The organism is Actinoplanes sp. CA-131856 (assembly GCF_050956135.1).
GTDB lineage: Bacteria > Actinomycetota > Actinomycetes > Mycobacteriales > Micromonosporaceae > Actinoplanes.
On sequence record NZ_CP191849.1, the window covers coordinates 7,458,587 to 7,470,932 of the forward strand.

Annotated in this window: 9 protein-coding genes; 5 read left to right on the plus strand and 4 right to left on the minus strand. The window is 69.1% G+C overall.

Annotation, left to right across the window (positions count from 1 at the left end):
- Positions 1-3 precede the first annotated feature (3 nt).
- From ACQP2X_RS34485 to ACQP2X_RS34495, 3 genes are read right to left on the minus strand one after another with little or no spacing between them, the layout of a single operon-like run.
- Positions 4-1,659, minus strand: a complete 1,656-nt coding sequence (locus ACQP2X_RS34485; RefSeq protein WP_498689064.1) for a type 2 periplasmic-binding domain-containing protein — start codon at positions 1,657-1,659, stop codon at positions 4-6.
- A 23-nt stretch (positions 1,660-1,682) separates the two neighbouring features.
- The gene (locus ACQP2X_RS34490; RefSeq protein ID WP_498689066.1) at positions 1,683-2,618 is read right to left on the minus strand and encodes a carbohydrate ABC transporter permease; all 936 of its coding nucleotides are present in this window, start codon (positions 2,616-2,618) and stop codon (positions 1,683-1,685) included.
- Positions 2,615-3,604 (minus strand): ABC transporter permease, encoded by a 990-nt coding sequence (locus tag ACQP2X_RS34495; RefSeq protein WP_498689068.1) that lies wholly within the window; start codon positions 3,602-3,604, stop codon positions 2,615-2,617. The genes ACQP2X_RS34490 and ACQP2X_RS34495 overlap by 4 nt, the downstream gene beginning before the upstream one ends.
- A 287-nt stretch (positions 3,605-3,891) precedes the next feature.
- Here ACQP2X_RS34495 and ACQP2X_RS34500 point away from each other — a divergent pair, with 287 nt between their 5' ends.
- The 4 genes from ACQP2X_RS34500 (at position 3,892) to ACQP2X_RS34515 (ending at position 10,937) form a co-directional block, all read left to right on the plus strand.
- Positions 3,892-6,348, plus strand: coding sequence for a X2-like carbohydrate binding domain-containing protein (locus tag ACQP2X_RS34500; protein ID WP_498689070.1), 2,457 nt, complete (start codon positions 3,892-3,894; stop codon positions 6,346-6,348).
- An 80-nt stretch (positions 6,349-6,428) separates the two neighbouring features.
- On the plus strand, positions 6,429-9,122 hold the full coding sequence (locus ACQP2X_RS34505; protein ID WP_498689071.1) for an AfsR/SARP family transcriptional regulator: 2,694 nt from the start codon (positions 6,429-6,431) through the stop codon (positions 9,120-9,122).
- Positions 9,123-9,237: 115 nt separating this feature from the next.
- Positions 9,238-9,951, plus strand: a complete 714-nt coding sequence (locus ACQP2X_RS34510; protein ID WP_498689073.1) for an alpha/beta fold hydrolase — start codon at positions 9,238-9,240, stop codon at positions 9,949-9,951.
- Positions 9,952-9,974: 23 nt separating this feature from the next.
- On the plus strand, positions 9,975-10,937 hold the full coding sequence (locus ACQP2X_RS34515; protein ID WP_498689074.1) for a helix-turn-helix transcriptional regulator: 963 nt from the start codon (positions 9,975-9,977) through the stop codon (positions 10,935-10,937).
- On the opposite strand, the gene ACQP2X_RS34520 is transcribed toward ACQP2X_RS34515, so the two are convergent.
- Positions 10,928-11,848 (minus strand): SDR family oxidoreductase, encoded by a 921-nt coding sequence (locus ACQP2X_RS34520; RefSeq protein WP_498689076.1) that lies wholly within the window; start codon positions 11,846-11,848, stop codon positions 10,928-10,930. The two genes, ACQP2X_RS34515 and ACQP2X_RS34520, sit on opposite strands and share 10 nt — an antisense overlap.
- A 118-nt stretch (positions 11,849-11,966) precedes the next feature.
- Here ACQP2X_RS34520 and ACQP2X_RS34525 point away from each other — a divergent pair, with 118 nt between their 5' ends.
- Positions 11,967-12,278 carry a trypco2 family protein gene (locus ACQP2X_RS34525; RefSeq protein ID WP_498689078.1) on the plus strand — a complete coding sequence of 104 codons (312 nt, stop codon included), beginning with the start codon at positions 11,967-11,969 and terminating at the stop codon, positions 12,276-12,278.
- The last annotated feature ends 68 nt before the right edge of the window (positions 12,279-12,346 follow it).

Consider the following 12,346-nt stretch of genomic DNA (forward strand, 5'->3'; position numbering starts at 1 on the left):
AGCTCACTTGTTGGTGGACTTGTACCGGTCGTAGGCCTTCTGGTTCAGCTCCAGGTAGCGCTTCATCCCGATCCCGTCCAGGCCCTTCACGAAGGCGTCCCAGTCGGTCGCGATGTTCTTCGAGCCGGTGATGAAGGCCAGCTCGCCCTGGCTCACGTAGCTGTCCAGGTTGGTCTTGAGGGTGGCCAGCTCGGAGACGTCGTTCGGGTCGACCCAGATCTGGGCCTCCGGGAAGACCTTGGCCTTGTCGACGTGCGGCTCGTACTGCTTCGTCGCCTCGAACAGGCGCCGCTCGAGGCCGCTCTCCGCGTAGATGTCCTTCGGCACGGCCTGCTCGTTGCGCAGCTTCGTCGTGACGTTGTACTGGCCCATCGACGACCAGGCGATGTTCTTCGGCACGTCGGCCGACGGCAGGGTCTTCCAGGTCGGCTTCACGGTCTCGTCGAGCGCGATGTCGTCGGCCGCGGGCTCGACCCAGCCGGTGCCCTTGGGGCCGTTGTTGACCTCGATCTGGCCGGCGTCGGTGTAGATGTAGTCGAGCATCTTGAGGGCCGCGATCCGGGCCTCCTTGCTGGACTTGTTGGTCAGCATGAAGGTGTAGCCGGTCGAGGTCGGGTTGTTGAACGCGGTGTAGCTCTTGCCCTCGGGCCCGGTCAGCGGCGGCGCGGCGTCGTACTGCTTGTCGCGGCCGTCCTTCTGGCCCAGCTGGACGAAGATGCCGGGGTAGAGCACGGGCGAGGAGCCGATGCGTACGGCCTTGGGGTCGTTGCCCGTGGCCTGCAGGGCCTCGGCGTTCTGGGTGAACGAGGCCCGGTCGATGAGGCCTTCCTTGTACAGCGAGTTGATGTACTCGAGGCCCGCACGCCACTCGGGCTTGTCGACCGGCGTCTGCACGGTGTCGCCGTTGAGCTCGAGCAGGGACGGCACACCGTTGCTGGCGCCGAACGGGGCGTACGCGAAGGCGCCCATGAGATAGCCGATGAGCGTGCTGTCCTGCGTGTCGGTGGTCATCGGGATCTCGTCGGCCTTGCCGTTGCCGTTCGGGTCCTTGGTCTTGAAGGCGCGCAGGACCGTCCGCAGCTCCTCGGTGGTCTTCGGCATGGGAAGGTTGACCTTCTTCAGCCACTCCGAGTTGATCCAGAGCTTGTTCCAGTACGTGCAGTGGTAGCAGTCGGACCACTGCGGCAGCGCGTAGATGTGGCCGTCCGGCGTGGTCGACATCGCCTTGAGGACCGGGTTGGCGTCGAGCGCCTTCTGGACGTTCGGCGCGTTCTCCTTGATCAGGTCTTCCAGCGGCACCGCGACGCCCTGCTGGCCGAGCTTCTGCACCTCGGTCTTGGTGAAGGCGTCGATGTACGGGGTGAGCAGGAACAGGTCGGGGTAGTCGCCGCTGGAGATGGCGATCTGGCGCTTCTCCTTGGCCGGCCCGCCGTCCATGGTCGTGGTCGTGAACTGGAACTTGATCTTGAACTTGTCGCTGAGCATCTTCGTGGTGGCGTTGGTGTCCAGCTTGGTGTCGGCGTCGGCCGCCGCCATCGCCGTGACGATCACCTTGTCGCCGTCCATCTTCGCCTGGGGAGCGTCGTCCTTCTTGCTCCCGGAGCAGCCGGCCGCCACCAAGGTCGCGGCGACACCGAAGGCTATAAATGATCTCTTCATGATTCCTTCCGATGGGTGAGGGGTCAGCCCTTGACGGCGCCGACGAGCACGCCCTTGGTGAAGAAGCGCGCGACGAAGGGGTAGATGATCAGTACCGGCAGGCTCGAGATGACGATGAGCGCGTACCGCAGAACGTTCGCCAACTGCATCTGGTGCATCGACTGGGCCAGATCGACGGAGCCGGCCCGGCCGGGGGTGTTGAGGATGAGGATGTTGCGCAGCACGATCTGCAGGGGGAACAGATCGGGGTCCTTGAGGTACACCAGGGCGTCGAAGTAGGTGTTCCACTGATAGATCGTGTACATCAGGGCGAGCACGGCCAGCAGCGGCTTCGACAGGGGCAGCACCACCGACCAGAGGGTCCGCAGGCCGCCCGCCCCGTCGAGCTGCGACGCCTCGTAGAGCTCGTCCGGGACGGTGTTGGCGAAGAAGGTGCGTGCGATGATCACCTGCCACACGCCGATGGCGTTGGGGATCAGCAGGGCCCAGCGGGTGTCCAGTATGCCGAGGTCGTGCACGACCATGTAGGTCGGGATGAGGCCGCCGGAGAACAGCATGGTGAAGATGAGCAGCGTCATGATGACGTTGCGGCCGTAGAAGTTCTTCCGGGACAACGGGTACGCGATGGCCACGGTCAGCGTGACGCTGATGATCGTGCCGCCGACCGCGTAGATCAGCGAGTTGTAGTAGCCCTGGAGGACCTCGGAGTTGCTCAGCGCGGACCGGTAGGCCTCGAGCGAGAACTCGACCGGCCACAGGAACACGCGGCCCGCGTTGACCGCCGCCGGGCTGCTGAACGAGCTGGCCACGATGTAGATCAGCGGCAGCAGCACGAGCGCCAGGAGCACGCAGAGCATGAGCGTGACGACGATCAGGAACATCCGGTCGCTGAACGGCTCGCGGACCTTGACCGGCTTCTTCGAGGGCGCCGCCGGCTTTTCGAGTGTTGTCGCGCTCATCGCCACAGTCCGTTTCCGGTGACCCGCTTGGCGATGAAGTTGACCACCAGCAGCAGGCAGAGGTTCACCACAGAGTTGAAGAGACCGACGGCCGTGGCCATGCTGAAGTCGGCGTTGATCAGGCCGGTCTTGTAGACGTACGTCGGAATGATTTCTGATTGGGCGAGATTGAGGCTGTTCTGCAGCAGGTAGGCCTTCTCGAACCCGATCGCCATCATGTTGCCGACGCCGAGGATCAGCATGATCACGGCGGTCGGCATGATGCCCGGCAGATCGATGTGCCGGATGCGCTGCAGGCGGCTGGCCCCGTCGACCTTGGCCGACTCGTGGAGCGCGGGATCGATGCCGGCCAGCGCGGCCATGTAGATGACGGCCGAATAGCCGGCGGTCTGCCAGACGTCGGACCACACGTAGACGTGCCGGAAGAAGTCCGGATCGCCGAGGAAGTCGATCGGGCCGACCCCGACGTTGCCGATCCCGTCGTTCACCACGCCGTTCGGCGCCAGCAGCAGGATCGTGATCGAGACGACGACGACCGTGGAGATGAAGTACGGCGCGTAGGTGACCATCTGCACGGTCCGCTTGAACCAGCCGTTGCGGATCTCGTTGAGCGCGATGGCCAGCAGGATCGGGATCGGGAAGCTCGCCAGCACCAGGTAGAACGCCAGGATGAAGGTGTTCTTGAGCAGCGTGCCGAAGACCGGGTTGGTGAACAGCCGCTGGAAGTTGTCGAACCCGACCCACTCGCTGCCCCAGGGACCCAGCACGGGGCTGTAGTCCTTGAACGCGATGACGTTGAAGGCCATCGGGATGTACTTGAAGATCACGAAGTACGCGATCGGGACGAGCGCCAGCAGGTAGAGCTGCCAGTGCAGCCGCCACGACTTCTGGAACTCGGCCCGCCGGCTGCGCCGGCGGACGACCGGCCCGGAGGGCGTCTCGGCCGCCCCGGCCTGCGGGATCTTGTGCGGGGTGATGGTCGCCATCAGACCTCCTGCGGACAGCCGGAGAGGCCGGTCGGCACCGGAACGGCCCTCATGGCCGAGGTCATCGGCTGATGGCCGATCTCGGGAAACATGGCCGAAACCTAAGCTCAATAATTTCCTTCGTCAAGTATTGATTTCCTTAAGTCGGCGGTCATAAGCTCGTCGCACCTTGTGCCCGCCCTCTCACCAGCGCCGAGGCCCCGACACCGACCCACCGACCGGTCGAGGGCCGTTGTGGACGTTCGGCGCGGGCCGGGCTTCGTACCCCCGCTTCAGGAGGTAACACCGTGAGGTTCCGTTCCGCCGCCGTCCTCGGTTTGGCGATGCTCCTACCGCTGGGCGCCGGCGCGTCCGCGGCCCAGGCCGACCCGGCTGCCCCCAAGCCGAGTCCGCAGGCCGCCGCCAAGCGCGTCCCGCCCTCGGTCGCGCCCTCGGCCGCCGCCGGGCCGGGCGCCTCCACCCCCGATCCCTGGGCCGTCAAGCCCTACATGGGGTGGAGCAGCTACAGCATGCAGGTCTACTCCGGCAACGGTAAGTGGATCACCGGCGAGCAGCTGATCAAGCAGTCCGACGCCATGAAGTCCAAGCTGCAGAAGTACGGCTACAACTACATCAACGTCGACGCCGGCTGGAACGACGGTGTCGACGCCAACGGCCGCCCGAAGCCGAGCTCCACGCTCTATCCGCAGGGCTTCCAGAAGGTCATCGACCACGTCCACAAGAACGGCCAGAAGTTCGGCGTGTACATGATCCCGGGCATCTCCCCCGAGATCTACAACGCGAGCCTGCCGATCCTCGACGCGCCCGGCTGCACCACCCACGACATCGTCAAGCAGCCCATCCAGCAGGCCGACTACTGGAACATCGGCTACCGGATCGACTTCTCGAACCCCTGTTCGCAGAAGTACATCGACTCGATCGCCGACCTCTTCGGCTCGTGGGGCGTCAACTTCGTCAAGTTCGACAGCGTCACCCCCGGCTCCGGCATCAGCGACCTCTCGCTCGACGCCCGCGACGACGTCGCCGCCTGGTCGTCGGCGCTGAAGCGGAACAAGATCTGGTTCGAGCTGTCCTGGGCCCTCGACCCCAAGTACGCCGACTACTGGCGCTCCAAGGCCAACGGCTGGCGCATCGACTGGGACGTCGAGTGCTACTGCGCCAACGAGGCCCTCACCCAGTGGCAGAACATCGCCCGTCTCTTCCCCGACCTGGCCACCTGGTGGCGCAACGGCGGCAACGGCGGCTGGAACGACCTCGACTCGCTCAACGTCGGCAACGGCACCATGGACGGCCTGACCCAGGACGAGCGCCGGACCGCGATGACCCTCTGGGCGATCTCGGCCGCTCCGCTCTATCTGGGCAACGACCTGACCAAGCTCGACCCGTACGGCCTGAGCCTGCTCACCAACCCCGAGGTGATCGCGGTCGACCAGGCCGGCACCCCCGCCCGTCCCGTCTCCGCCACCTCGCAGCAGCCGGTCTGGTACGCCCTGAACGCCGATGGCAGCTACACGGTCGCGCTGTTCAACCTCGGCCGCGCCGACAAGGACATCACGGCCACCTGGTCCGACCTCGGCCTGACCGGCGCCGCCACCGTCCGTGACCTGTGGGCCCGCAAGGACCTGGGCCGCTTCGCCACCGGATACACCGCCCCGGCGGTGCCGATCCACGGCGTACGCCTGCTGAAGGTGACCCCGCAGGCCGGCGCCAAGGTCGCCGTCAACAACGACGCCCTCCGCGTCGGCTACACCGGCGACTGGGCGCGCAACGGCGGCCAGGAGGTCGCGGCCACCTCGCAGCCGCTCGAGCTGACCGTCACCGACACCGGCGCCACCACCCCGCCGTCGACCTCGGGCCCGGTCCGCACGATCATCCACGACAACACCGACACCGGCATCGCCTACGCCGGCACCTGGTCGCAGAGCACCAACCGCGGCCTCGGCGACTACAACGACAACGTGCACTACACCGAGCGCAACGGCGACTCGTTCCAGTACACGTTCACCGGCACCGGCGTCTCGTACGTGACGGAGATGGACTCCTCGCAGGGTGAGGTCGACATCTACCTCGACGGCACCTTCGTCAAGACTGTCAACACCGGCCGCGAGCAGGGCCAGCCGCGCCTGTCGCAGCAGACCGTCTTCACGGTCAACGACCTGCCCAACGGCAGCCACACGCTGATGGCGGTCAAGAAGTCGGGCCAGTTCATGCTGGTCGACCGGATCGACGTCCTGCAGCCGAGCCTGCTCGACCCGCCGACCGCGTCCTTCGACAAGAAGGCCCCGGCCGACGTCACGGTCAAGCTGCTGCGCGACGGCAGCGAGTTCATCGGCATCAGTGGTCTCACCAAGGGCACCGACTACACCGTGTCGGGCTCGACCGTGACCCTGGGCAAGGCCTACCTGGCCACCCTCGCGACCGGCAAGACCCAGCTCGACTTCGCCTTCCGCGGCGATTACCTCGACGACGTCCACGCCACCAAGGTCAACGGCGATTCCGTCTCGTACGCCTTCAGCGGCACCGGCGTCGAGTGGATCACCGCCGTCGGCCCCGACCAGGGCCTGGTCGACATCTACATCGACGGCAAGCTCACCAAGCGGGTCGACACCGCGAGTGCCGCCCGCGCCACCCAGAAGTCGGTCTTCGCCGTCACCGGTCTGAAGAACACCAAGCACACCTTCAAGGCCGTGAAGGTCTCCGGCGACGTCCTGCGCACGGACGTCATCCGCTACACGACCAAGTAACCCCCCACTGAAAGGGCCGGGACGCTGCGTCCCGGCCCTTTCGGCTTGCCGGGTGGCGGGTGAGCCGCGAGGCTGTGCACATGATCAAGCTGCGCGTCTTCGGAGGTCTGCGCCTGTGGCGCGCGGGCGCCGAGGTCGAGATCGGGGCGATCCGGGTCCAGACGGTGCTCGCCGTCCTGCTCGCGGCCCGGGGTGCCACGGTCGGCGTGGCCGAGCTGATCGACACGCTGTGGGGCGACCGGCCGCCGGCCAGCGCCGAGAACCAGGTCCAGCGCCTGATCGGGCAGGTCCGGCGGCTGTTCGAGCCGGATCTGCCGAACCGGGAGCCGGGGCAGTGGCTGCTCCCCGTCGGCGAGGGGTACCGGCTGCGGCAGGACGCCCGGATGTCGGATCTGATGGCGTTCTTCGAGCTGGCCGCACAGGACGAGGTCGAACAGGCGCTGACCCTGGCCCAGGGGCAGCCGTTCGCCGGGCTGCCGCCGAGCGTGCTGGAGCTGCCGGCGTTCACCGCCATCGCGACCGCCCGCATCGAGGTGGCCGTCCGGGCCGCCGACCCCCGGCTTCTTCCCCTGGTGAGCTCGGCCGCGGCATCCGCGCCGTTCCACGAGCCCCTGCAGGCGCGGCTGATCCGGTTGCTGACCGCGGCCGGGCGGCGGGCCGAGGCGCTCACCCACTACGAGACGGTGCGGCAGCGCCTCGCCGACGAACTGGGCGCCGACCCGGGCGACGAGCTGCGGGCGGCGCACCGGGAAGCGCTGGCCGAGCCGTCGCGGCCCTCCCAGCTGCCGCTGCGGGTCACCGCGTTCAGCCCGCGCGACGACCTGACGGCGGCCCTCGAGGGCGGGCGCCGATCCGGCCTGATCGTGCTCAGCGGCATGGGCGGCGCCGGCAAGACCGCCCTGGCCGTCGACTGGGCGCACCGGATCGCCGGCGACTACCCGGTCGGCCAGCTCTACCTCGACCTGGGCGGCTTCGCACCCCTCGGCCGGCAGCTGCGCCCGGCCGAGGCCCTGACCACCATGCTGATCAGCATGGGCGTCACGCCGGCGGGCGACGACCCGGGCGCGCTCGGCGCCCAGTTCCGCTCCGCCCTGGCCGGCCGCCGCATGATCGTGCTGCTCGACAACGCCCGCGACTCGGCCCAGGTCCGCCCGCTGCTGCCCGCCGCGCCGGGCGGCCTGGTCGTGATCACCAGCCGCAACCGCATGCCCAGTCTGGTCGCGCACGAGGGAGCGTGGCCGGTGCACGTCGGGCGGCTCACCCGCGTGGCGGCCCGGAACGTCCTCGTCCGCCGGCTGGGCGCGCCGAGGCTGGCGGCGGAGCCGGCGGCGACCGACCGGCTCATCGAGCTCTGCGCCGGTCTGCCGCTGGCGCTGTCCATCGCGGCCGCCCGCATCGCGGTCAGCCCGGACGACGCGCTGACCGACGTGGTGGCCGACCTATCGGCCGATCACCGGCTCGACGCGCTCGACACCGGGGAGGAGCACGACAGCGTACGGTCGGCCTTCTCCTGGTCCTACTGCGTGTTGTCCGAGCCCGCGGCCCGGCTGTTCCGGCTGCTCGCCGTCCACCCGAACACCGAGGTCTCGGCCGGGGCCGCGGCCGCCATCCCCGGCGCCGAGGTGCGGGCCACGCTGACCGAGCTGACCGTCACCACCATGCTGACCCCGCTCGGCGCGGGCCGGTACACGGCGCACGACCTGCTGAAGGCCTACGCCGCAGACCTGCTGGACGACGACCGCGACGGCCGGCTCGACGCGGAACGGCGGCTGGTCGAGCACTACGTGCACTCGGCGCGCCACGCCTACCTGACCTTCAAGATGCTGCCCCCGCCCGATCCCGGGCCGCCGCCGCCCGGCGTCTTCCCGGGCCGTCCGCGGGACGTGAGCGCGGCGCAGAGCTGGTACCGGGCCGAACGCGCCACGATCCCGGCCGTCACCGATCTCGCCCTGCGCCGGGGCTGGGCCCGCAGCGCGGCCCTCATCATGCTGCACGTCCGGCCGATGCGGTCGTCCCAGCCCGGCTCGTCGGCCGGGATCAGCCGGCAGGCGACGCCCGTGGTGGAGGCGGTGGCCCTGCTCGGCGATCCGGAGCTGGAGACGCTCATCCTGCGGGAGGCGGCGGTGCAGCTGAGGCCGAACTCGCCCGATCTGGCCCGCGACTACCTGCTGCGGGCGCTGGCCATCGCGGAGAACCGCGGCGACCTGATCGGCCAGGCGCAGATTCTGCGCAACCTCGCCGTGGATCCCGGCACCGCCGGGCCCGGACAGTTGGCGTACGCGGAACAGGCCATCGCCGTCGCTCGCCGGGCCGGCGAGCCGAGCGTGCTGGTGTACGCGCTGGAGAACTTCGCGCGCCTGCTGGACGAGAACGACCGGCCGGCGCCGGCCGCCGTCGCCGCGGCCGAGGCCTTCGAGCTGGCGGGCGAGGCCGGTCTGAGCGACTTCCGCTGCTACATGGGCGCGGCCAGGGCGTGGATCGCGCTGAAGCTCGGGAACGACGAGGAAGCGGCGCGGATGGCGCAGTGGGCCGTGGAACAGACCGATCCGGCCGATGAGATCACCGTCTGGTTGTCGGCGATGTCGCTGGCTGTGGCCCGGCACCGCCTCGGTGACGGTGCCCGGGCCCGCGCGGCCGCGGAGCGGATCCGCTCCCTGGTCCAGGGACGCGAGACCGTCTTCGCCGACGTCGTCGGCCATGCCGAGTTCGCCCGGCAGATGGCCGACATAGACGTCATTCTGGCTGATCAGGGCACTGCATCCGGCAGTCAGTGATCGTGCAGTGGTTCCTGGTGTGCTCGGTTTCTCAGCCACAGAAGAGAGGAACCGAGATGGAACACCGGCCACGCCGCCACTCCATGCAGGACTTCCTCGAGGAGGTCCGGAGCCGATGAATCCCACTGTTGTGCTCGTCCACGGCGCTTTCGCCGACGGGTCGAGCTTCGCCAAACTCGTGCCCGTGCTGCTCGACGCCGGTCTGAAGGTGCTCGTCCCGGCGGTGCCGAACCGGTCGCTGTCGGGCGACGCCGCCTACATCAGCTCGGTGCTGCGCTCGATCGAAGGGCCGGTGGTGCTGGTCGGTCACTCGTACGGCGGCGCGGTCATCACCGTCGCCGGCGCCGAGGAGAACGTCGTGGCGCTGGTCTACCTGGCCGGCTACGCCCTCGAGGAGGGCGAGAGCCTGGCCGAGCTGCAGGGTCGCTTCCCCGACTCCGAGCTCGCCTCGGCGCTGGTCTACACGCCGTATCCGATCGAGGGGTCGACCGAGCCCGGCACCGACGTCAGCGTCGATCCCGGCAAGTTCCCGAAGATCTTCGCGCACGATGTCGACCCGGAGCTGGCCCGCGTCCTCGCGGTGTCGCAGCGGCCGCTGGCCGCGGCCGCGTTCACCGAGCCGGCCGCGGTCGCCGCCTGGCGGACCAAGCCCGCCTGGGGCGTGATCTCGACCAGCGACAACACCATCAACCCGGACGTCGAGCGCCTCGGCTACCGGCGCGGCGGCATCCGGCCGGTGGAGATCGACTCCTCGCACGTCGTCATGATCTCGCACCCCGAGGAGGTCGCCGACGTGATCCGCGGGGCGATCGCCGCGATCGGCCGCTGATCGCCGGGGCTCATCATGGAGCCATGCGCGCCGCCCGCCTCATCCGCATGGCCCTGCTCGTCCAGTCGAGTCCGGGGCTGACCGCGGCCGCCCTCGCCCGCGAGCTGGAGGTCTCGGAGCGGACGGTGATCCGCGACGCGCAGGCGCTGCAGGAGGCGGGGGTGCCGATCCGGTCCGAGCTCGGGCGCGGGGGTGGTTATCACCTCGCGCCCGGCTATCGGACCCGGCTCACCACGCTGCATCCGACCGAGGCGGAGACGCTCTTCCTGTCGGGGCTGCCGAGCGCGCTGCGCGATCTGGGGCTGGCCGACGCGGCCGACGCGGCGCGCCTGAAGCTCTCGGCCACGCTCATCCCGTCGGTGCGGGCCGCCGCCGAGTCGTCGGCGCGCCGCTTCCACCTCGACGCGCCCGCGTGGTTCCGCGAGCCGTCGGCCCCGGCGGTGCTGCCCGAGCTGGCCCGGGCGGTGTGGTCCGGCCACACGGTCGAGCTGACCTACGCGCGCCCGGGCCACGACGGCACGGTGACGCGGCTCGTGGAGCCGTACGGCCTGGTCCTGAAAGCCGGCGTCTGGTACGTCGTCTGCCGTGTGCCGGACGGCGCCTGGCGCACCTATCGGGCCGACCGGGTGACCGCCACCGAGGCCGGCGAGCCCTTCGACCGCGACCCGTCGTTCGATCTGGCCGCGCATTGGGAGGCCGGCGCCGCCGAGTTCGCCCGCGCCATGCTGCGCACCACGGTCACCCTGCGCACCACGGAACCCGGCCTGCGGCGCCTGCGGGCCGTCGCCGATCCGGCCGGCGTCGCCTCGGTGACCGGGCCGGACGAGTCGGGGCAGGTCACGGTCGAGCTTCCGGTGGAGTCCGAGGAGGTCGCCTTCGGCCAGCTCGTGGGCCTGAGCGCGACCGTCGAGGTGCTGGCCCCGGAGGGCCTGCGCGCCCTTTTCCGCGAGCATGCGCAGGCCCTGTCCGGGCTCTATCAGCGGTAGTCGTCGGGCGATCGGTCCTTGCCGCCGTAGACGACCTCCTCGAAGTAGGCGATCGAGTCGGGCTGGGTGCCGTCCACATCCCGTACGTCATAAGCCTTGGCCAGATCCGCGCTGGAGACCGACTTGCCGTTCCAGCGCGACGCCCGATCGGGGTCGGCCGCGAGGGCGGCGACGCCACGGGCCAGATAGTGCGGCGACTCGGCGATCGCGAAGTGCGGCTCCTGCGCGACCGCGTCGCGCCAGTTCTCCTCGGTCACGCCGAAGTGGCCCAGCATCTGCTCCGAGCGCAGGAAGCCCGGGGTCACGGCTACAGCCGTACCCCCAAATTCTTTGAGCTCCTCCCCCAGCCCGAAGGCGATGCGGATCGGCGCGGTCTTGGCCAGGTCGTAGTAGAGATTCTCGCGGTAGCGGCGGTTGAAGGAAGCCGTGCCGTCGGTGACCTCGATGTGCAACGGCGCGTCCGAGCGGATGAGCAGCGGCAGGGCGAGCGCGGCGGTGATCAGGTGTGAGCGCACGCCCAGCTCCAGGATGCGCAGGCCGTCGGCGAGCGGCGTCTCCCAGCTCTTCTTGCCGAAGACCGAGCCGATGAGCAGGTGCTCGCCGCCCCAGAGGTCGTTGACCAGGATGTCGAGCCGCCCATGCTCACGCTCGATCCGCGCGACGAGGGCACGCACCTGGGCCTCGTCGAGATGATCGGTGGGTACGGCGACACCGGTGCCGCCGGCCGCGGTGACCAGTTCGCCGGTCTCCTCGATGGTCTCCGTGCCGCGGCCGACCTCACTGACGCGGTCGCGGGTGGTGCGGCCGGTGACGTAGACGGTGGCCCCAGCTCGGCCCAGCTCGACGGCCATGGCCCGCCCGGCCCCGCGGGTGGCTCCAGCCACAAGCGCGATCTTGTTTTTCAGGTCCATGTCTCAACGATGGACGCCAAGGGTGACAACCTACGTCACCTTTTTCGATTTCCGGTTTCTCGCCTGTGTCACCGTCGCGAGCGTCGCGGGGCGAGCGTCCAGTTGGGATGATGCCAGGATGTCGGATGAGGTGGAGCTGTACGACGTCATCAGCAAGGTGCGGGGCGACCTGGCTCGGGCGATGTGGGAGGGCGAGGACAAGGATCTGCGGTTCCGGCTCGAGTCTGTGGAACTTCAGCTCGAGGTGACGGTGCACAAGAGCACCAAGGGCGGCGGCAAGGTGAAACTCGTGGTTGTCGACGCGGATGCCGCCCGGGAGAAGGCCACCACCAATCGCCACCACGTCAAGGTGGTGCTGAGTCCGCGGCTCATCGACACGCCGGACGAGCAACCCTGGGTGTCCGGTCAGGCCGTGGAGGGTGAGGAGTAGTCGCGGTGAGGCCGGAACGACTGGTCGAGGTCATCGTCGAAAAGACCGACGGGACCCACCGCGGGTCT